This window comes from Acetobacter lambici (assembly GCF_011516885.1).
Classification (GTDB): domain Bacteria; phylum Pseudomonadota; class Alphaproteobacteria; order Acetobacterales; family Acetobacteraceae; genus Acetobacter; species Acetobacter lambici.
In genome coordinates, this window is record NZ_WOTD01000016.1 from 28288 (window position 1) to 48896 (window position 20609).

At 59.2% G+C, this 20609-nt stretch carries 21 protein-coding genes; 15 read left to right on the plus strand and 6 right to left on the minus strand.

Annotation, left to right across the window (positions count from 1 at the left end; translation table 11 throughout):
• The first annotated feature begins 36 nt into the window (after positions 1–36).
• The 6 genes from GOB86_RS08790 to glpK all read left to right on the plus strand — a co-directional run bounded on the left by GOB86_RS08790 (position 37) and on the right by glpK (position 7153).
• On the plus strand, positions 37–414 hold the full coding sequence (locus GOB86_RS08790) for an OmpA family protein (protein ID WP_165991967.1): 378 nt from the start codon (positions 37–39) through the stop codon (positions 412–414).
• Between the two features lie 74 nt (positions 415–488).
• Positions 489–2339 carry a DNA helicase RecQ gene (recQ, locus tag GOB86_RS08795; protein WP_165991968.1) on the plus strand — a complete coding sequence of 617 codons (1851 nt, stop codon included), beginning with the start codon at positions 489–491 and terminating at the stop codon, positions 2337–2339.
• The gene (locus GOB86_RS08800) at positions 2336–3118 is read left to right on the plus strand and encodes a DeoR/GlpR family DNA-binding transcription regulator (RefSeq protein ID WP_165991969.1); all 783 of its coding nucleotides are present in this window, start codon (positions 2336–2338) and stop codon (positions 3116–3118) included. The genes recQ and GOB86_RS08800 overlap by 4 nt, the downstream gene beginning before the upstream one ends.
• 121 nt (positions 3119–3239) lie before the next feature.
• Positions 3240–4757 carry a glycerol-3-phosphate dehydrogenase gene (gene glpD, locus GOB86_RS08805; protein ID WP_165991970.1) on the plus strand — a complete coding sequence of 506 codons (1518 nt, stop codon included), beginning with the start codon at positions 3240–3242 and terminating at the stop codon, positions 4755–4757.
• A 49-nt stretch (positions 4758–4806) separates the two neighbouring features.
• Positions 4807–5625 carry an MIP/aquaporin family protein gene (locus GOB86_RS08810; RefSeq protein ID WP_165991971.1) on the plus strand — a complete coding sequence of 273 codons (819 nt, stop codon included), beginning with the start codon at positions 4807–4809 and terminating at the stop codon, positions 5623–5625.
• Between the two features lie 28 nt (positions 5626–5653).
• Positions 5654–7153, plus strand: a complete 1500-nt coding sequence (glpK, locus tag GOB86_RS08815; protein WP_165991972.1) for a glycerol kinase GlpK — start codon at positions 5654–5656, stop codon at positions 7151–7153.
• Positions 7154–7215: 62 nt separating this feature from the next.
• On the opposite strand, the gene GOB86_RS08820 is transcribed toward glpK, so the two are convergent.
• On the minus strand, positions 7216–7707 hold the full coding sequence (locus tag GOB86_RS08820; RefSeq protein ID WP_165991973.1) for a copper chaperone PCu(A)C: 492 nt from the start codon (positions 7705–7707) through the stop codon (positions 7216–7218).
• Between the two features lie 133 nt (positions 7708–7840).
• Between GOB86_RS08820 and nrdR the strand changes: the two genes are divergently transcribed.
• The 3 genes from nrdR (at position 7841) to thiL (ending at position 9871) form a co-directional block, all read left to right on the plus strand.
• Complete coding sequence (gene nrdR / locus GOB86_RS08825; protein WP_086646468.1) at positions 7841–8317, plus strand: transcriptional regulator NrdR; 477 nt, start codon at positions 7841–7843, stop codon at positions 8315–8317.
• Positions 8318–8379: 62 nt separating this feature from the next.
• The gene (nusB, locus tag GOB86_RS08830) at positions 8380–8907 is read left to right on the plus strand and encodes a transcription antitermination factor NusB (RefSeq protein WP_165991974.1); all 528 of its coding nucleotides are present in this window, start codon (positions 8380–8382) and stop codon (positions 8905–8907) included.
• Complete coding sequence (gene thiL / locus GOB86_RS08835; RefSeq protein WP_165991975.1) at positions 8873–9871, plus strand: thiamine-phosphate kinase; 999 nt, start codon at positions 8873–8875, stop codon at positions 9869–9871. The genes nusB and thiL overlap by 35 nt, the downstream gene beginning before the upstream one ends.
• A 74-nt stretch (positions 9872–9945) precedes the next feature.
• Here the strand turns inward: thiL and GOB86_RS08840 are convergent, their stop codons facing one another.
• Entirely contained in the window at positions 9946–11103 is a 1158-nt protein-coding gene (locus tag GOB86_RS08840; protein ID WP_165991976.1) for a GNAT family N-acetyltransferase, read from the minus strand.
• Positions 11104–11124: 21 nt separating this feature from the next.
• Here GOB86_RS08840 and GOB86_RS08845 point away from each other — a divergent pair, with 21 nt between their 5' ends.
• Entirely contained in the window at positions 11125–11976 is an 852-nt protein-coding gene (locus GOB86_RS08845) for an SDR family NAD(P)-dependent oxidoreductase (RefSeq protein WP_242012573.1), read from the plus strand.
• A 112-nt stretch (positions 11977–12088) separates the two neighbouring features.
• On the opposite strand, the gene GOB86_RS08850 is transcribed toward GOB86_RS08845, so the two are convergent.
• The gene (locus GOB86_RS08850; protein ID WP_165991977.1) at positions 12089–13477 is read right to left on the minus strand and encodes an NAD-dependent succinate-semialdehyde dehydrogenase; all 1389 of its coding nucleotides are present in this window, start codon (positions 13475–13477) and stop codon (positions 12089–12091) included.
• A 238-nt stretch (positions 13478–13715) separates the two neighbouring features.
• On the opposite strand from GOB86_RS08850, the gene GOB86_RS08855 reads away from it, so the two are divergent.
• Positions 13716–14663: an AraC family transcriptional regulator gene (locus tag GOB86_RS08855; RefSeq protein ID WP_165991978.1), complete on the plus strand. Its 948-nt coding sequence runs from the start codon at positions 13716–13718 to the stop codon at positions 14661–14663.
• A gap of 15 nt (positions 14664–14678) precedes the next feature.
• Here GOB86_RS08855 and cysG read toward each other — a convergent pair whose 3' ends face one another.
• Together cysG and GOB86_RS08865 are read right to left on the minus strand one after the other, a co-directional pair.
• Positions 14679–16085 carry a siroheme synthase CysG gene (cysG, locus tag GOB86_RS08860; RefSeq protein ID WP_165991979.1) on the minus strand — a complete coding sequence of 469 codons (1407 nt, stop codon included), beginning with the start codon at positions 16083–16085 and terminating at the stop codon, positions 14679–14681.
• A gap of 115 nt (positions 16086–16200) precedes the next feature.
• Positions 16201–16434: a hypothetical protein gene (locus GOB86_RS08865; RefSeq protein ID WP_165991980.1), complete on the minus strand. Its 234-nt coding sequence runs from the start codon at positions 16432–16434 to the stop codon at positions 16201–16203.
• Between GOB86_RS08865 and cobG the strand changes: the two genes are divergently transcribed.
• The 4 genes from cobG to cobJ are packed head-to-tail and all read left to right on the plus strand — an operon-like array spanning position 16414 to position 19748.
• A complete protein-coding gene (cobG, locus tag GOB86_RS08870) occupies positions 16414–17646 on the plus strand; it encodes a precorrin-3B synthase (RefSeq protein ID WP_338421522.1) in 1233 nt (410 codons plus the stop codon). The two genes, GOB86_RS08865 and cobG, sit on opposite strands and share 21 nt — an antisense overlap.
• On the plus strand, positions 17633–18262 hold the full coding sequence (locus tag GOB86_RS08875; RefSeq protein WP_165991982.1) for a precorrin-8X methylmutase: 630 nt from the start codon (positions 17633–17635) through the stop codon (positions 18260–18262). Before cobG ends, GOB86_RS08875 begins: the two co-directional genes overlap by 14 nt.
• Positions 18259–18984, plus strand: coding sequence for a precorrin-2 C(20)-methyltransferase (locus tag GOB86_RS08880; RefSeq protein ID WP_408737357.1), 726 nt, complete (start codon positions 18259–18261; stop codon positions 18982–18984). The genes GOB86_RS08875 and GOB86_RS08880 overlap by 4 nt, the downstream gene beginning before the upstream one ends.
• Positions 18981–19748: a precorrin-3B C(17)-methyltransferase gene (gene cobJ / locus GOB86_RS08885; RefSeq protein ID WP_165991984.1), complete on the plus strand. Its 768-nt coding sequence runs from the start codon at positions 18981–18983 to the stop codon at positions 19746–19748. Before GOB86_RS08880 ends, cobJ begins: the two co-directional genes overlap by 4 nt.
• On the opposite strand, the gene GOB86_RS08890 is transcribed toward cobJ, so the two are convergent.
• A complete protein-coding gene (locus tag GOB86_RS08890) occupies positions 19715–20551 on the minus strand; it encodes a cobalt-precorrin-6A reductase (protein WP_194301143.1) in 837 nt (278 codons plus the stop codon). The two genes, cobJ and GOB86_RS08890, sit on opposite strands and share 34 nt — an antisense overlap.
• Between the last annotated feature and the right edge of the window lie 58 nt (positions 20552–20609).

Sequence of the window (20609 nt, forward strand, 5' to 3'; positions counted from 1 at the left end):
AATGGTTCTGTTTTGATAATTATAGGAATGACCATTATGCGCCGCCTATTTTCAGTTGCCTGCCTCAGCCTGCTGGCTGCCTGTGCAAGTCAGGCTCCTCGCAAATATATTGTGTTTTTTTCCAATCAGTCTGCCGAGCTTGATCAGGCCGGGCAGGACGTGGTGGCGCAGGTCGCACAGGAAGCGGACAAGCACCCCTCCCGCGTTGTGCGGGTTGAAGGCTATGCCGGGGCAGGCAAGGACCTCTCCGCCGATGCTCTTGTTGCAATCCAGCGCGCCAAGGCCGTGACCGCCAAACTACAGGAAGATGGAGTGCGCGCCGACCGTATTGTGGAAACACCCCGCGCGCCGTCCAATATGGAAGGGATGGTCGTTGGCTCCCGCCGTGTAGAGATTGAACTGACAAGCCCCTGAACACGATGGAGGGAACAGAGCCTGCATTCACCGACATTCCTCCGTATGAGCCGCCTTTAGGCCCACCGGAGGACATGGGGTTTTCAGTGCCGCCGCGTGACCGGTTTTGTAACCGGTCCGTGCTGGAGGTTTTGCAGGCTGTTTTCGGGTTTCCGGGTTTTCGGAGTTTGCAGGCGCAGGCGGTTGAATGCGCCATGCAGGGGCAGGACGCCCTTGTGCTCATGCCCACGGGCGGGGGTAAAAGTGTCTGCTACCAGATCCCGGCTTTGTGCCGACCGGGCATGGGGCTGGTGATCTCTCCGCTTATTGCGTTGATGGATGATCAGGTGGCGGGGCTCAGGCAGCTTGGGGTTAATGCCGCCGCCCTGCATTCTGAACTGGATGAAAACGAATCTGCCCAGATCAGGTCCGATCTGGCCAATGGACGTGTGGACCTGCTTTACATTTCGCCCGAACGGCTTTTGTCTTCAGGCACACTTGACCGCCTTACGCGTATTCCACTCTCCATTATTGCCATAGATGAAGCGCATTGTATTTCGGCCTGGGGGCATGAGTTCCGGCCGGAATATCGTGCCCTTACCGCACTGCCACGGCATTTTCCCAATGTGCCCCGCCTGGCCCTGACTGCCACAGCGGATGAACGCACGCGTGATGATATTCTGGCAGCACTGGACATGCCACATGCGCATGTTCTGGTCTCCAGCTTCCATCGGCCGAACCTTAATATTGCTGTCCAACCCAAGGGTTCGGAGCTTAAACAACTGCTTGTGGCGCTGGAGCGCTACAGGGATGACGCCGCCATTGTCTATTGTGGCAGTCGCGCCAGAACCGAGCGTATAGCGGCCTCCCTGCGCGAGCGGGGGTGGCCCGCTCTTGCATACCATGCCGGATTATCTCCCGTGGAAAAGCGCGCGGCGTTGCTGCGTTTTCGCTCTGGTGAGCCATTGGTTATTGTCGCCACGGTTGCATTTGGCATGGGCATAGACCGGCCAGATGTGCGTGCCGTTGTGCATCTGGACATGCCATCCTCCCCCGAGGCGTATTACCAGCAGATAGGCCGGGCCGGGCGCGATGGCCTGCCGTCCGATACGGTGCTGCTCTACGGTGGGGAGGATATAGCCCGCGCGCGTTACTGGCTGGACCAGTCTGCCGCCCCCGATAATGAAAAACGAATCATGCGCAGCCGTCTGGAGGCCATGATCGCGTTTACGGAAACAACAGGCTGCCGCACTCAGGCATTGCTGAACTGCTTTGGCGAGGAACTGGAACAAGCCTGCGGCCATTGCGATAACTGCCGCCACCCCGTTCTTACGTTTGATGGTACGGAAGCAGCCCGGAAGCTGCTGTCCGCTGTGTACCGCACGGGGGAAAGTTTTGGCGCACTGCACGTTATTGCCGTTCTGCGCGCCAAACAGACAGATGGCATAAGCCGCCACGGGCATGACAAACTCTCGGTCTGGGGAATAGGGCAGGACAGGAGCGAGCAGTTCTGGCGCGGCGTTGTACGTCAGCTTATTGCCCGTGGCGCACTGCGCATAGAGGGGCAATACGGTGGGCTGCGGCTGAACCCCGATATTGCCCGCCCGATCTTGCGGGGGGAGGAAAGCGTTGCCCTGCGGGCCGATCCGGTTGTGGAGCATGGCGGAAATGCTGGCTCTGGCCGGGGGCAGAGGCAATCGGTAGCACTTGATCTGCCAGAGGACCGGCAGGCTCTGTTTGAAGCATTGCGCAAATGGCGGCGGGAGGAAGCAAAAGAGCAGGAAATCCCGCCTTATGTCATCTTCCATGATTCGGTCCTGAAGGATATCGCGCTCGAAAAACCCGATGATCTGGACACGTTGGGTGAGATCAAAGGCGTAGGCCGCTCCAAGCTGGAACGTTATGGCGAGGCCGTTCTGGCGGTTATAGAGGCGGAACCGGCATGAGCAATGCTCTGGAACGGCGGCGCAGGCATATTCTGCGGCTGGTCAACCAGCATGGTTACGTTGCGAGCGAGGAACTGGCGCGGGAGTTGGGCGTAACTGTCCAGACCGTGCGTCGGGATGTGAACATTATGGCCGGGCAGGGGCTTCTGGCCCGCCATCACGGTGGGGCGAGCAGTCTCTCGCCTGCTGAAAATATTGCCTATTCCGATCGCCAGATCCTGCATTTGCAGGAAAAGGAAGCCATAGGGCGCGAAGCCGCAAAGGCGATTCCTGATGGAGCCTCCCTATTTATCAACATTGGCACCACAACAGAGGCTTTTGCCCGGTCGTTGCGTACCCATCGCACTTTGCGGGTGATCACCAACAACATTCACGTGGCAACTCTGCTGGCCCCAGCACCTGAATGTAGCTTAATTATTACGGGTGGTAGCGTGCGGCTGCGCGATGGTGGCATTGTTGGCCCCGCTGCCGCCGCCATGATTGAGCAGTACCGGGCGGATTTTGGCGTGATCGGCATTTCCGGCATTGATGCGGATGGCACATTGCTGGACTTTGATGCGGATGAAATTAATGCCGCGCAAGCCATTATGCGCAATGCCAGAACCGTTTTTTTGCTGGCGGACCATACCAAGTTCTTGCGCAGGCCCATGGCGCGGGTGGGGCATATATCCCAGATCAATGCGTTTTTTACGGATCAGATGCCCCCTCCGGGCATTCGTGCCATTTTGCGTGAGCATGACGTGGATTTGCATGTTATTGGCACGCAGGAATGTTCGTAAAAGAAACATGATGGTTCAAAAAATCTCTTCTGGCGGGGACGGTGACCATAGTTCTTGCGTTCTGTTTTCGAATTCGAATAAAACGAACAAAGCCTTCGTATAGATGGAACCGATAAAAACCATGTCAGCACCTGCATCATCCGAGCGTATCTATGACCTTCTTGTCGTCGGGGGGGGCGTTAACGGCACCGGCATTGCGCGTGACGCCTGCGGGCGCGGCGCGTCTGTCCTGCTGGTCGAGCAGGATGATCTGGCAAGCTATACCTCCTCTTCCAGCACCAAGCTGATCCACGGTGGTTTGCGGTATCTGGAATATTATGAGTTCCGCCTTGTGCGCGAAGCGCTGATGGAGCGTGAACGCCTGCTGACCATGGCCCCCCATATTATGTGGCCACTACGGTTTGTGCTGCCCCACTCCAAGCTGGTTCGTCCTGCGTGGATGCTCAAAGCCGGTCTGTTTTTGTATGACCATCTGGCATCCAACATGACGTTGCCTAAATCCATTGGTGTGGATTTTCGCAAGCATTCATCCGGTCGTGCGCTCAAACCCGAATATACCAAAGGCTTCATCTATTCCGATGGCTGGGTGCAGGATAGCCGCCTGGTTGTGCTGAACGCCATGGACGCAGCCGAGCGTGGGGCGGATGTGCGCGTGCGCACACGCCTTATTGCGGCGCAGCGCGTGAACGGGCAGTGGGTGGCAACGCTGGAAAACCGCGCGACAGGCGAGACGCAGACCGTGCGTGCCAAGGCGATGGTCAATGCGGCTGGCCCGTGGGTTGCGCGCCTGCTGGCCGACACGCTCAAAATTCCTAATTCCAAATCCGTGCGGTTGGTCAAGGGGAGCCATATTATTGTCCCGCGTGTGTACGAGGGGCCGCAGGCTTACATTTTCCAGAACCCGGACAAGCGGATTGTTTTTGCCATTCCTTACGAACAGAAGTTCACCCTGATCGGCACCACGGATATTCCGTGGAAGGAAGAGCCGGGCAAGGTTGGCATTGCGCCAGATGAAGTGACCTATCTGTGCGAGAGCGTGAACCGCTACCTCAATGTTCAGGTTCACGAAAGCGATGTGGTGTGGAGTTACGCAGGACTGCGCCCGCTGTATGACGATGCATCGGCCAACGCTTCCGCTGTAACGCGCGATTACGTTCTGGATCTGGATACGCAGGATGGCGCGCCGCTGCTCTCCATTTTTGGTGGCAAAATCACGACCTCCCGTAAACTGGCCGAGCATGCGCTGGAAAAGCTGGCCCCTGTTCTGCCAGCAGTGGGTGGTCAGAGCTGGACTGCAAGTGAGGTTCTGCCCGGTGGTGATATTGGCGAAGGCGGGTTTGATGGCGCATTGGCCCGTCTGCGCCGCGTGGCACCCTGGTTGCCAGAGGGGCTGGCCTGGCGCCTGATGCGTAACTACGGTAGCCGTGCATACGAAATTATCGGGCAGGCCGATGCCATGGAAGGTATGGGCGAACTGCTCGGTGGTGACCTGACGACGGGAGAAGTCGATTACCTGATGGACCGGGAATGGGCTCGTACGGCAGAAGATGTTCTGTGGCGGCGTAGCAAGCTTGGTCTGCACCTGAATGACGCGGAAAAAACCCGTGTTGAAACCTATGTTCAGAAGAAAGCTGTCTGATCTGTAAAACACCGCTTTCCGAACAAAAAAAATAAAAAGAGGAAAGATTATGGATAAGGTAAGGAACTCACTGCTGGGCGAACTGATAGCCGAGTGTCTGGCTGTGCTGATCATCATTCTTGTGGGTGATTCAGTGGCGGCGATGTACTCGCTGTATGACCCCAGCCCCTACCAGCTCTCCTACTGGGGGGTTGCCATTACGTGGGGGCTGGGTGTGACCCTTGCCATTTACGTAACGGGGGCTGTTTCGGGCACCCATGCCAACCCTGCGGTAACGCTGGCATTGGCCTGCTACCGTGGTTTTGCATGGCGCAAGGTTCTCCCTTACTGGGTGGCGCAGGTTGTGGGGGGCTTTTTGGGGGCTTCCTTGGTGTATGCCCTGTATGGTTCGGTTATTGTGCATTACGCGCTGGCCCACCATCTGGACTTTGCCAACGATGGGGCGGCTGCGGGTGTGTTCTTTACCCATCCGGGTGAGTTTGTAACGCCCCTGCATGCACTGCTGAACGAGACAATTCTGACCGCATTCCTCGTTCTTGGTATTTTTGCCGTGACCTGCCAGTACAATACGGCAGCCCCGCAGGCGAATTCCGGCGCATTGATTATTGGCCTGCTGGTTGCCATTATCGGTGCGTCCTCGGGTTATCTGGAAGGCTGGGCCATTAACCCCGCGCGTGACTTTGGACCGCGCCTGTTCTGCTTTGTGGCAGGGTGGGGGCGCACGGCTCTGCCATCTCCCCAGAATTACTGGTGGGTGCCTGTTGTTGGCCCGCTTGCGGGCGGTGTTATTGGCGCCACAATCTATCAGACGCTGCTGCGTCCGTTCATGCCCGCTCTGGGCCGCCACTCCACTCCTGCGGCAGACTGACTGCTCAGAATAAGAAGGGATATTCCCCATGACCAAAAAAGATTGTGTTCTGGCGATCGATCAGGGAACAACGTCAACCCGCAGCATTGTTTTTGACCGCGACGCCAACGAACTGGCTGCTGCCCGTCAGGAATTTCCCCAGCATTACCCCAATGCCGGCTGGGTTGAGCACTGCCCCGAAGATATCTGGACCGATGTGCTCAACACCGCCCGGGCCGCGCTGGAGAAGAGTGGCGCCATAGACCGGGTTGCAGGTATTGGCATTACCAACCAGCGCGAAACCATAGTGGTGTGGGAGCGCAGCACGGGCAAGCCGATCCACCGCGCCATTGTCTGGCAGGACCGGCGGACTGCCAGTGTGTGCCAGAAACTGCGCGATGAGGGGGCCGAGGCTTTGGTGCGCGAACGCACGGGCCTGCTGCTGGACCCCTATTTTTCCGCCACAAAGCTGGCATGGCTTTTGGATAATGTTGATGGCGCGCGCACCCGTGCGGAAAAGGGCGAACTGGCGTTCGGCACCATTGATTCCTTCATTTTATGGCGTCTGACCGGCGGCAAGGTCCATGCGACCGATGCCACGAATGCGTCACGCACCATGTTGTTTGATATCCATCGGCAACAGTGGGACGAGGACCTGTTGTCCCTGTTCCGTATCCCCGCTGCTCTGTTGCCCGAAGTCAAGGATAGCAGCACCCTGTACGGCGAGACGGACCCAGCCCTGTTCGGGCGTGCCATTCCCATTGCCGGGATTGCGGGTGACCAGCAGGCAGCAGTTGTGGGGCAGGCCTGCTTTACGCCGGGTATGGCCAAGGCGACCTACGGCACAGGCTGCTTTTTGCTGTTGAATACGGGCGATAAACCCGTGGAATCGCGCAATCGGATGCTGACCACGGTCGCCTACCGCCTGAATGGCAAACCGACCTATGCGTTGGAAGGCTCCATTTTTGTGGCCGGTGCAGCCATTAAATGGCTGCGGGATGGCCTGCACCTGATCACGCATGCATCCCAGACGGATGATATGGCAACCCGCGTCCCCCACAGTCATGGTGTGTATATGGTGCCGGGTTTTGTCGGACTTGGCGCGCCACACTGGGACCCCGATGCGCGTGGCCTGATCTGTGGTCTGACACTGGATGCAACGTCTGCCCATATTGCCCGTGCTGCTCTGGAATCCGTGGCGTATCAGACGCTGGATCTGGTAAGTGCCATGGTGCAGGATGGTGGCGGTACCACCGAGAGCATTCGTGTGGATGGTGGCATGTCTGCCAACGACTGGTACTGCCAGTTCCTTGCCGACATGCTGCAAGCCAAGGTTGAACGCCCCCGGAATGTTGAAACGACTGCCTTGGGTGCTGGCTTTTTGGCAGGCATGGCGACTGGTGTATGGGAAAATGAGGAAAACGTGGCAGCCGAATGGGCGCGCGGCACCTTGTTTGAGCCTAAAATGGACAGCACCCAGCGCCGCACCATGATCGCTGGCTGGCATCAGGCTGTTAAGCGCACACTCAGCACCTATACGGGTGGCTAAAACCCGGCGCCCCCAAAGAAGCGGTCCTTGTTCCGCTTCTTTGGGGGCGGGCGAGGTCTTACTTACTGGGCGGTGGAGGTTATGGGGGCTGAAACACTTTTGCTCGACCCGCCCAAAAACTGGAATGTAACCTGCACATTGGGCTGGCTCAGTGCCTGTGAGGCCGGGCCAACGCAGAGCATGTGGTAGCCTGCACTTGCGAACACCAGTGTTGTCGTTTCCGGCAGAGCCAGATGCTGGAACAGGTGCCGGGTGCCGGGGGTATTTTCCTGATCGGTGTGGTAGCCAATCAGCTTGCTGCATGCGGGTGAGGTAACACCGGTTAGCAGATGGGTCGTATGGCTGTTATTGGTGAGTGTAAAATACAGTTCCGGCTGCCCTTGCCCCGGTGTGGTGGGGAGGTGGAGTGAAATATCGGTAATGCCGATATCTTTCTGGGCATCGGCCTGTCCGGGAACGGATTGTCCGGTATTGTGTTCTTGTGCATGCACGGGGCTGAGTGCCATCAGGCTGAGCAGGGCGCTGGCCAGTATTGCTTGGTAACGAGGTTTCATGGTTACTCCGTGGGCCTTGGGGCATGAGCAGTATGGACGAACCCGGTTAAAACAAATATCTGATTGTCACCTAGCGCTCTTTGAACAGCACAATGCCGTCGGATACGCGCCTGAGGGGAAGGTTGGTACCATCATGCGTTGCCCTTTTTGCGGGAACCCGGATAGTCAGGTCAAGGACAGTCGACCCAATGAAGAAGGGTCGGCCATTCGTCGCCGACGGGCGTGCCTGTCCTGTGGGCAGCGGTTTACCACGGTGGAGCGTGTGCAACTGCGAGAACTGGTCGTGGTCAAGCAGGATGGCCGTCGTGCACCGTTTGACAGGGATAAAATTTCCCGCTCCATCCGTATTGCCTTGCGCAAGCGCCCGGTATCGGACGAGCAGATGGAGCAGATCGTAACCGGGGTGGTGCGTCAGCTTGAGGCCTCGGGGGATACAGAGGTTGCTTCCGCCCGAATTGGCGAATTGGCGATGGATGCGCTCAAGGAAGTGGACGGCGTTGGTTATGTGCGCTTTGCCAGCGTGTACCGTGACTTTACGGAAGCGCGGGATTTTTCTGAAATTCTGACGCTCATGGAAAGCAAAACCCAGCAGAGCGAACAAAAAGACTAGACCTTTATGGATAAAAACGCCACAAAACGCGGCTCTGCATAAAAGCGGGGCAGGAGAGAACGATGACAGAACTACAGGACCAACCCAAGCTGAAAGCCGCCCAGCGGCCACGCACAGCCGCGCGCGTTGCCGCCGTGCAGGCTCTGTTCCAGATTGAACAGAATGGGGATCGTCCGGATTCCGTTATTGAGCAGTTTCTGGTCCATAGGTTCGGCACGACCCTGAGCGGTGAATCCTACGAGGACGGGCGTATTCCCGAAGCGGATGTGGCGCTGTTTACCGCCATTGTAAGGGGGGCCGTCTCCAACCACACCGCTATTGAGCAGGATATTGTCAAAACCCTGCCATCCACATGGCCGATCGAGCGGCTGGACCCGGTTTTGCGTGCCCTCTTTTGTGCCGCCATAGCGGAATTCCGTCATGCGGAAGTGCCCGCTCCGGTGTTGATCAATGAGTACATGGATGTGGCGCATGGCTTCTTTTTTGGGGACGAACCGCGTCTGGTGAATGGTGTGCTGGACACGCTTTTCAAAACCCCGACACCGGTTGAGGATCATGACAGCACCACACCTTCCCCAACCCACGACTGACCTGCCGGCCGAATTTGCTTTTATACGGCGGCATTTTCTGCCACTGGCAGGTTCCGCCGCCCTGAATTTGGGCGATGATGCTGCCGTTTTCTCCCCCCCACAGGGGCGGGAAATGGTGATGGCGGTTGATGCCATGGTGGAAAATGTTCATTTTCTGCCCACAGACCCACCCGATACAATTGGCCGTAAACTATTGCGGTGTAATCTGTCTGACCTTGCCGCCATGGGGAGCATGCCAGAAGGCTGGCTGCTGGCCTTTGCCCGCCCGCCCCATATTACGGAAAGTTGGGTTGAGCAGTTCTGCCTGGGCCTGGCGCAGGATCAGGCCCATTTTGGGCTGAGCCTGATGGGGGGGGACACAACCTCCACCTCCGGCCCGCTTGTGCTGTCCCTGACCATTGTCGGTTCGGTTTGCCCCGGTCAGGCTATCCGGCGGTGTGGTGCATGCGCGGGGGACGGATTGTGGGTGAGTGGCACCATTGGCGATGGCGCCTTGGGCCTGCGCGTGTTGCAGGGGGTGGAGCGACTGGCTGACCCAACGGGTCATCTGGCGCAGCGTTATCGCCTGCCGCAGCCACGTGTGGGGTTGCCACTCTATGGTCTGGCGTCCGCTGCTATGGATGTATCCGACGGGCTGGTGCAGGACGCAGGACATCTGGCGCGGGAAAATGCGCTGCATGTGCGGATTGAGGCGAACAATATTCCCCTGTCCGCCGCTGCCCGCAGTCTGGGAAGATCATGGCAGGAAACATGCCTGACTGGCGGAGATGACTACGAAATTCTGTTTGCCGTTCCCCCTGAGCGTGAACAGCAACTTAGCTTACACCCAAGCCTGCCAACCCCGTATGGGCATGTGCCTGTAACGCGCATAGGCCAGTTTGAGGCTGGCCCTCCCGGCGTATCCGTTATGGATGGTAACGGGTCGCTAATGCAGTTCAGAACAAACGGGTGGAGCCACCTTTAAACTCCGCTTCCAGAACACCGGCACGTGTGGCTGATGCTCTGGAGGGGAATGGAGTGGGGGCTACGATAAAAAATTCAGGCCTCGGGTTGTGGTAGAGTTTTTTCATACATGCGGTGGCGCTTGTATGGGGTGGGAACAATACGCTCAATAAGGTTGCGTAGCCCGGTATGCGTTTCCAGCACCCAGCCCAGTTCGATGCTCCGGTAGGGTAGAACATGCCCGCGCTTCATCAGTTCATCAATAATCAGAACCGGCAGCATGGCGCGCAGGGCAGTGCCCATATATTTTTTGCGCACACCAAGAAGCACGACCCGCGCGGAATGAAAGTCATGCCGAAGAACGCGTGAACCCAGTTTGAGCCAGCCCAGAGGGGAGGGCGCGCCGCCCAGATCCCCGCTGATATCAAACATGTTGGGTATAACCAGCGCTATGGCTGCGGGCTCGCCTTCAACCTCGGCCAGCACATACTGCTCAGGCCGCAGGATGGGTTTGAGCGCTTTAAGCAGGGCTTCAACCTCATGGGCTGTCAGTGGCACGTTGCCCCATGTATCGGCCCATGCATCATTATAGATTTCGCGCAGGATTTTGGCGTCTTCAACAATGTGCTTCAGACGCAGGCCGCGCATGGTAATTTTGCCCAGACGCTGGCGCAGGTTGGGGGGAATCTGGTTGGCGCGTTCGGCCTGCGGCCCGGTTTCCATACGGTAGGAAAGCAGGTCCATCGCTTTTTCAAAGCCCGCCAGCTCAATGGCGGGGCCAATGGTTGCGGGGTGCCATGGCGTGCCGATCATGGGCATTTCGTGCTGCCCCTCAATCATCACGCCGGATTGACCGTTGCTGTTAAGCGTCCATGGGCCACGTATGCGTTCAACACCGCGTGCTTCAAGCCATTTGGTCGCGGCCTCGAGCAGGAGCGGAACGCAGGCGGGGTCGGCTGTGTCCAGCGCACCAAAAAAGCCGGTTCTGGGGCCGGGCTGCTTGAGCACAAGGGAATCTATCTGGGCAGATATGCGGCCAATCGGTTTGCCATCACGCCATGCCAGAAAGTAACACGCAAAGCCGTGGTCAAAAAAAGGTGCCTTTTTGGGAGAGAGCATATCGCGCTCTTCCATATCCAGAGGGGCAACATATCCGGGCAGGCCATCGTAAAGTTTGCGCGGAAGCTTTATAAAGAGAGAAAGCTGACGTGAGCCCGAAACAGGGGAAACGGTAATCTGAGTCGGGAAAGACATTGCCCCTCCATGGAACGGAACATGAAAAACTTCCCGGGTGATGCCTTATTCTCTCTCAATGGGAAAGGAAAAAATGTGAAATCAGATGCATCGGGGAACGGTGTTATGCGTTCCGTGCTGATCACAGGGGCCACGGGAGGCATTGGTGCGGAGCTTGCGCACCACTACGCAACACCCGGTCGAACCCTGATTCTGTGGGGCAGAAATACCCTGCGCCTGACCCAGATAGCCACGGAATGCTGTGCCAGAGGGGCGGTTGTGCATACACGCCAGATTGACCTGTGCGATGGAGCCGCGGCCCTGACGGCTTTTGAGGAAGATGACGCAGCCCATAACATGGACTGCGTGGTGCTTGGCGCGGGTCTGTCGGATATTCAGTCTTTGGAGGACAGGACGGAAGACCCCCGTAAAGTTCTCCAGCTCGGGCTGGTCAATTACGCAACGCCGGTTACGCTGGCTACCGCGGCGGCAAGGAGCATGGTGGAACGGGGGCACGGGCACATCGCGCTCATAGGCTCCGTGGCAGGATTTTACGAAATGCCATTTTCCGCCTCCTATTGCAGTTCCAAATCCGGATTGGCTTTTTTTGCCAAGTCCGCAGCGCCTGCGTGGCGGCAATATGGTGTGAAGCTCACATTGATCGTGCCCGGGTTTGTGGACACGCCCATGAGCCAGCGGCTGGAAGGCCCGCGCCCGTTTCTGGTCTCAGCCAAAAAAGCCGCTCGTGTTATTGCCCGCGCTATTGCGCAGGGACGGCGGGAATATGTTTTCCCGTGGCCGTTCCGTGTGTTGCGGGTGGTTGAGCGGCTGCTGCCCCAACGGCTGCGTGAGCATATTCTGCTACGGCTCGCAGTTGGTCAGACGGACAGCTAGACCAGCTTGGGGGCGTTACACAAAAGGCCCGGCATATATCTGCCGGGCCTTTTGTGTGGGTAGCCATGAACGCCGCGCAAACGGCGCTCATAGTGACGACCTGAGTGTTCGATCAGAACGGTGCGTCAATGTCCACAACGTCAATCAGCTTGTGGTTGACGAATTCCTTAATGCCAAGGCCGATCAGTTCGCGGCCAAAACCGGAGCGGGCCACACCACCAAACGGCAGGTCGGCTTTAACCATGGTCGGATGGTTGATGTACACCATGCCGGTGTAAATGCGGCGGGCAACTTCCACCCCACGCTTGGTATCCTGCGTGAACACGGACCCACCCAGACCGTAAGGCGAGTCATTGGCAATGCGAATGGCGTCTTCCGTGTCTTTTGCGCGGTAAAGCTGGGTCACCGGGCCAAAGAACTCCCACAGGCGGGCAGGGTTGTTTTCCAGATTGGTCAACAGCACCGGCTGGAAAAAAGCCCCTTTGTCGGGCACAGGTGCGCCAATAACTTCGGCCTTGGCGCCCAGCTTGCACGCTTCATCCACCTGAGTGCGCAGGTCGTCCGCTGCCTTCTGGGAGGAAAGGGGGGCCAGCGTTGTATCCGGGTCCATCGGGTCGCCTGCCTTAAGTGCAGCCACACCTTTTTTGTAGAGGTCCACAAAGCGGTCATAAATGGCGTCGGCCACAATCAACCGTTTGGAAGAGACGCAAACCTGCCCTGCATTCCAGTGGCGGCCAAAGACGGCCCATTTGACCGCTTTTTCCAGATCGGCGTCATCAAGCACAACAAACGCGTCGGAGCCGCCAAGTTCCATGGTCGCTTTTTTGAGCGCCTTGCCTGCAACCGAGGCCACAATGGCCCCAGCCCCTTCGGAGCCGGTCAGGGCAACACCGCATACGCGCGGGTCGTTCAGCACGGTTTCGGTATGGTGGCGGGCCAGATACAGGTTGCGGAACGCGCCTTCGGGTAGGCCTGCCTTGCGCATCAGGTCGTCAAATGCGGCGGCGCACTGCGGTACGTTGGAGGCGTGTTTGAGGATGACCGTGTTCCCGGCGGAAAGCTGGGGCGCAATAATGCGGGCGATCTGGTAGTAGGGGAAGTTCCACGGTTCAATAGCAAACACAATGCCCTGCGGTTCGTGGACCAGCATGGCCTGCCCTTCTTCGGGGTTTTTGACCGGCAGGGGCTCGGCTGCCAGCAGGCGTTCGGCGTGTTCGGCGTAATATTCAAAAATTTCGGCCGAGAGTGTGACTTCCGCTTTGGCTTCGGCAAAAATCTTGCCCATTTCCAGCGTCAGCAGGGCGGCGTAGTTGTCCATGTTGTCCCGCAGGATTTTTGCCGCAGCAGCCATGACTTCAGCACGCTGGGCAAAGGAGACATCGCGCCAGGACTGGAACGCGGTGTAGGCGTTGTCCAGTGCGTTCTGGACTTCCTGGTCCGTGGCGTCGGCAAAGGTTTTGACGACTTCGCCCGTGTAGGGGTTTGTTGTGGCGTAGGCCATGAGTCTGTTCTTCCCTGACTGTTATATCCGTGGAGCTAAAATGGGCCGGAATAGGGTGTGGGCGGTAGAGCAATTCTGCTCACTTCTTGCCTTATTCTCTCTGTCGGGGCTTCCATATGCTCTTTTAGGCAAGGAGGCTGCGTGGCCGATTGCCTTATTCTCCTATATCTGGAATGCTGGGTGCCAGTTTATCCCGTAAGGGGTGGGCGGATGAGCATGATGGAGCAAAGAGGCGTGCATGGCCGGTAATCTGGCTGAATTACAGGATCTGGTGCTCCGGCACTGCACACAGTCCACGGTTACAACCGCCATTCCCGAACTCACACTCTATCGGGCGGAGGCTGTGAGTGAGCCCATTCCCTTTGTATTCGAACCGCGCGTTTACGTTATTGTGCAGGGCAGAAAGCAGGTCATGCTGCGCGACCGCGTGTTTGATTATGATGATAGCCACTACCTTGTTACGGCGGTGGACCTGCCGGTTGCGGGGTGCATTACACAGGCCAGTCCGGAGCGGCCATATCTGGCTCTATGTCTGGCGCTGGACCCGGTAATGATTGCGGAATTGCTGCTGGTCGTGAATGACCGGCAGGTAGATCCTAATCAGGCGTGTATTATGGGTATGGGGTTAAGCCCGCTTAACTCAGGAATTACCGAGCCTCTTTTGCGGTTGATGAAGCTGCTGGACCAGCCCGAAGATATTCCTATCCTCAAACCCCTGATCGTGTGCGAACTGCTTTACCGGCTGTTGCAGGGTGACCAGGGGTGCGCGCTCAGGCAGATTGCCACGGCGGGCAGCAATCTCTCCCACATTAACCGGGCCATCCACTGGATTTCCCAACATTATGCGGAACCGTTCGATATTAGCCGTGCGGCCAGAGTGGCAGGTATGGGGTTGTCCACTTTCCACAGGCATTTTCGGGCAGCCACCAACATGAGCCCCCTGCAATACCGCACGCAACTGCGGTTGCAGGAAGCCCGCAGGCGCATGGTGAGCGAAAACGTAGATGCGGCAGAGGCAGCCTTTGCCGTAGGGTATGAGAGTCCCTCCCAGTTCAGTCGGGAATATCGGCGTATGTTCGGGCGGCCTCCGGCAACGGATGCGCTATGCGTAAGGGCGGACCAGCTTTCCGAGCGCAGTGGTGGTGGTGCCAGGGCGGTGTATGTCCATCAGGCCCATTGCGCTTAGCATAAGGGGCGTGGTTTACGCCGGGGGAGATATAACCCGGTGGCGAACGACTTCCCCTACAATGACCAGCGCGGGGCTGGTTATGTGGTTGTCGGCAACCTGTTGTGGCAGGGTGGCCAGTGTTCCGGTCAGCACGCGCTGGCGTGGCAGGGTGCCGCCTTCCACAATGGCGGCGGGCCAGTCTGCGGGCAGGCCATGTTCGATCAGCCGGGCACAGAGCTGGCTGACCAGAGTAAGCCCCATATAAATAACAATGGTCTGGCTGCGTAGGGCTATGGTCTCCCATGCCAGATTCAGGGTGCCATCGGCTCTGGCGTGGCCGGTAATAAACAGGCAGGCCTGCGCGCAGTCCCGGTGGGTCAGTGGTATGCCCGCATAGGCAGCGCACCCATTGGCGGCGGAAATGCCGGGTATAATGCGGAATGGAACCCCGGCTTCCACCAGCGCTTCTATTTCCTCACCCCCACGGCCAAAAATAAACGGGTCTCCCCCTTTTAGTCTGAGCACGCGCTCGCCTGCCTTTGCCCGGCGGATGAGTTCGGCGTTAATGCCTGTCTGGGGTAGGGTATGGTTGTTGGTCTGCTTGCCAACAAAAACCCGCTCGGCATCGCGGCGCACGTAGTTCAGAATATCCGGCCCGACCAGATTGTCGTACAGAACGCTATCTGCATCCTGCATCAGCCGCAGGGCCGCAAGGGTGAGCAGATCGGGGTTGCCCGGTCCTGCGCCCACAAGCCAGACCTCACCCGTTCTGGCATTGCCTTCATCTAGGATGCGGTCGAGTTCGTTCTGTGCAGCCTGTGTATTGCCTGCCATGGCCAGCGGGCCACCAGATCCATCCAAAAAGCGCTCCCATACCCGGCGGCGTATGGCGGAATCCGGTACGCGGGTGCGCAGGGCCACGCGGCTTTGCTGCATGAACGCGGCCAGCCTGTGCAGACCGGCTGGCATGATCTCCTCTATTTTCGCGCGGAGCCTGCGTGCCAGAACCGGGGCGGCACCTCCGGTGGAGACCGCGATCTGCACAGCGCCACGCGTGGTCATGGCTGGGGTAATGAAGCTGGAAACCTCGGGGTCATCCACAGCACAGACGGGAATGTTCAGGCTTTGGCAGAGCGCGCTCAGTTCGGCATTGAGCGCGCGGTTGCTCGTAGCAAGGTACACCATGCGGCAACCGGGCAGGCGTGCGCTCAGGTTGTCCGCCGTGGCGTCCTGCCGTGTTACGTGCGCCTTGCCGTCCGCCACAAGGCGTTCGAGCTCGGGGGATAGGGTGGGGGATAAAATTTCCACCCGTGCGCCCGTGGAGACAAGAAGTTGCACCTTGTTGGCCGCGACGTTGCCGCCGCCAGCCACAAGAACACGCGCCCCTTCCAGACGGAGCATGATGGGAAACCAACTGGTTCGCTCAAATGATGCCTGCATGAGTCATGCTGCAAGCAGGGTTTTGCTTGCGATGCAAGAGGAAGCTGCTTCAAACAGCATAAAAGTAGATGCCTGCCGTGCCATGGAGCACTTTGACAAGTCCGCGTCAGGGGGCCTAACACGAACGCAGGCCAGCCCCTGCACGTTGCGCGGTATGGGGCAGAACAGGGCGGTTATCCAGCGTTCTGGCTGTATGGCCCTGTTCCACCATGGGGGCGGGTATGGTGCATAGCCCTTGTCGTTTTTGCAGGACACCGTGTGCCAGCAGGGGGGAGACCCCATCTGTGGCCAAAGCACGCAGGTGGCCGACCAGACGGGAGTAACCGGGGTGTATGGCGGTTTTGCTCAACCGGAAGTCAAAGGGTGGTGCCCGGGTCTTTTCGCGCCCATGGAGGCGGCGGATGGCTGGCTCGTACGGGTGCGCCCCACGCTAGGGCGGCTGGAAGCCGCACAGGCTTTTTTGCTGGCCGACGTTGCCCGCAAAATGGGTAACGGCCGCATAAGTCTGACCAACAGGGCCAGTCTGCAACTCCGTGGGTTTAGTGCGGATGCGGCGCGCCGGTTCCCTGATATTGCGGTGGCTGCGGGGCTTGGGCTGGCTGATGCGGGTATGGAGCGGCGGCAGGCCATGCTTGTCTCCCCTCTGGCGGGGGATGACCCGGCCTGCGCCGTGGATACGGTCGCCTGCGCGGAGTCCTTGCGCAAAGCACTGATCGGCGCGGAAGCACTGACGGCCCTGCCGGGTAAATTTGGTTTTGCGGTGGATGGCGGTGGGCTCTACCCCGCAGGGCTGTTACAGGCGGATATTATCCTGCGCGCCGTGGGGGAGGGGCAGTGGTCCGTTGTCTGTGGGGGCATGTGCGCCCCGCCTACCACTTATGCCGTGGCCGCCAGTCAGGCCGTGGGGCTTGCCCATGTGTTTGTAACGTCCCACCAGAGTGTTCGCCCGCAACGTAATCGGGCGGTTGGGCAGGTGTTGTTCCAGTTGCTGGGGCTGGCCGGGGAGTTGCAAACATTTGCTCCTCATCCGGTGGGGGCGTGTTGCGGGCGTGTCGGACCGCTGGGGAGCGCTCTGTTCGCCCTTTCCGCGCCAATGGGGTGCATGACCGCAGACATGCTGCATGATTGCGCCAATGTGGCGGCGGCACAGGGGGATGGTATTTTGCGGCTGACACCATGGCACACCCTTGTTCTGGGTGGCATGGCGCAGCCTCCTGTTGTGGCCGGTATGGTTGCTGACCCTCATTCCCCTCTGTTGCGCATATGGGCCTGTAGCGGAGCTGGTGCCTGTGCGCAGGCTGCTGGTGAGACGGAAGAACTGGCCCGTAGTCTGGCGCCGTTGTTGCCAGATGGCGCGCATCTGCATGTTTCTGGCTGCCGCAAGGGGTGTGCCCACCCGGCAGCGACCGACTTTACCCTTGTTGCCGGCGGGCAGGGTTACGGACTGGTGCGTAACGGATCGGCAACGGGGGACGTAGAAAGCCTGTTCGTGGACGACCATGCTGTTTATAAAGCATTCGAGTTATTCAAAAACGAAGGAGCGGTGGATGCCGGCCTATGAGTATATTCGGGATGGGGCGGCCATCTACCAGCGTTCTTTTGCCACCATTCGGGCAGAGGCGGATCTGAGCGCTTTTACCCCGGAGCAGGCAACCGTGGTTGTGCGGATCATTCATGCCTGCGGCATGGTGGATGTGGCGCAGTCCGTTGCCATGACCGGGGATCTGGTGCCACGCGCAAGGCAGGCCCTGCGTGATGGATGTGCCATTCTGTGTGATGCGGAAATGGTGGCCCGTGGTGTTACCCGTACGCGCCTGCCTGCGGATAATGATGTGATCTGTACCCTGCGCGACCCGCGCACACCACAGCAGGCGCTGGTCATTGGCAATACACGCTCTGCCGCGGCCCTCGATTTTTGGGGCGACAGGCTTGGTGGTGCCGTAGTGGCCATTGGTAACGCCCCTACGGCATTGTTCCATCTGTTGGAAATGCTGGATGCGGGAGCCCCCCGCCCGGCGGCGGTTCTGGGCGTGCCGGTGGGGTTTGTCGGAGCCGCGGAATCCAAGGAGGCCCTGACCAAAAGGCATGATGTGCCATGGCTGGTGGTGCATGGGCGACTTGGTGGCAGCGCCATGGCCGCCGCCGCGCTTAATGCTCTGGCGACCGAGGTCGAATAATGGCTGCCACACTGAGTATTGTAGGCGTGGGTCCGGGGGACCCGGAACTGATTACCCTGCGTGCGGCGCGCGTGATTGGTTCTGCCCCCGTGGTTGCGTATTTCTGCCGAGAAAACCACCCAAGTCAGGCACGGACCATCGCACAGGCCCATATTGGCCCTAATGCGCGTGAAATGCGGCTGGTGTACCCGTTTACAACCGAAATCTCGGTCAATGACCCGGCTTACCACCAGAACATGTCAGCTTTTTACGACCAGAGCGCGGATCGTCTGGCTGAAGTGCTTGCAACAGGCAGCGATGTGACACTCCTGTGCGAGGGAGACCCGTTTTTGTACGGTTCGGCCATGTATGTATTCGACCGGTTGCGTGCGCGGTGCAATACACAGGTGGTCCCCGGCATTATGGCCATGAATGGCTGCTGGAGTCAGGCGCTGGCTCCCATGACCCATGGGGATGACGTGCTCTGTGTGCTTCCTGCGACCTTGCCGCAGGCCGAACTGGCCAACTGGCTGGAACGCGCGGACGCGGCTGTGATCATGAAGATCGGGCGGAATATGCCCCATGTTCGTCAGGCCGTTGCCCAGAGCGGGCGGCTGGAGGACGCGGTGTACGTGGAGCGGGGCACACAGGGGGGGCAGGTTATTACCCCGCTGGCTGAGTGCAACGGCAAAGCGCCTTATTTTTCCCTTGTGCTGCTGCCCGGAAGGAAGCGTGTACGATGAGCGGTGGTTCTCTGGTCATTGTGGGCCTTGGGCCGGGCAATCCGCAGCAGTTGACCCCGCAGGCACGGCAGGCGCTTGCCCATGCAACCGATCTGGTCGGGTATGCGCCTTATGTCAGGCGTGTGGAGGCCGGGCCGGAGGTGGTGCGTCATATCTCCGATAATCGGGAGGAAATCTCCCGCGCCCGCCATGCGTTGGAAATGGCCATGAGCGGGCGGCACGTGGCCGTGGTCTCAGGTGGGGATGCCGGGGTTTTTGGCATGGCAAGCGCTGTGTTCGAGGCGGTGGAAAACGGCCCCGAAGTCTGGCGAATGCTTGATATTCGGGTCATTCCCGGTGTGAGTGCCGTTCTGGCCGCCGCAGCCCGGCTTGGTGCGCCGCTGGGAGGGGATTTTTGTGTGATTTCCCTTTCCGATAACCTCAAACCGTGGCCGGTTGTGCTGGAGCGTTTGCGGCTGGCGGCACAGGCGGGGTTGGTGATTGCGCTGTACAACCCGCGTTCGCACGCACGGCCATGGCAGCTAGGGGCCGCGTTTGACCATTTGCGCCTGAGTATGGGCGGGAATGAGCCAGTCGCTTTTGCCCGCGCCATTGGGCGACCGGATGAGGCCGTCAGGCTCTCCACGATTGCGCAGGCCAATGCTGAATGGGCGGATATGAGCACACTGGTGCTGATCGGTTGCCCGGCAACAAGGGTGCTGACCCGGCCAGAAGGGCAGGAGCCGTGGCTTTATACGTCTCGCAAGGTTGAAGACGCGCGTTGATGCAGCCACGCCAGAGCCGCCGTGGCATCCTCGGCGTGTGGGGTGTCCTGCCGGGCGGGTCGCGCAATCATGATCACGGGTATGCCCAGCATGCGTGCGGCTTCCAGCTTGGGGTAGGTGGCCGCGCCCCCCGAGTTTTTGGTCACCAGCACGGTAATGTTGTGTTCACGCATAAGCTGGAGTTCGGCTGCCAGATCAAACGGCCCCCGTGCGCGTATGACGCACGTATGGGGGGGCAGGTCAGCGGCTTCGGGCTGTTCTATGGAGCGGAAAAGATAGTGGTGTTGCGGAGCCTCCCCAAAAGGTCGGGTCTCCTTCCGCCCTGTGGTCAGGAACACGGATTGCGGATGGGTATTCCATCTGCTCGCATGGGCAAGCGTGCTGGCCGCGTCCGATATGTTGGGCACCATCAGCCATTCGTCGTGAGGCGTTGCTTTCCAGCCCGGTCGTTCCAGCCGCAGCAGAGGCACACATGCCGCGGTGCAGGCCAAGGCGGCATGGCGGCTCATTTGTGCGGCAAAGGGGTGGGTGGCATCTACAACGGCGTCGATGGCGTTATGGTGCAGCCAGTCGGTCAGCCCCTGTACGCCTCCAAAGCTGCCAATACGTGTGGCCAAGGTCGGCAGGTGCGGCTGGCGGGTTGCCCCGGCAAGGGAGAGAACCGCATGGCAGGCAGGCCAACCGGTGGCCAGCATACGGCAAAGGGTACTGGCCTCCGTGGTGCCGCCCAGCACCAGCACACGCAGGTCAGGCGGTATGGTGTTCCCTTGCTCGGTCAGGCAGGGTGGGGACGCTGCGGGCATGTTAAAACCTTAGTGCCGGGTTATATCGGCCAACCTATACCCGCAGGCCATGAGCGGG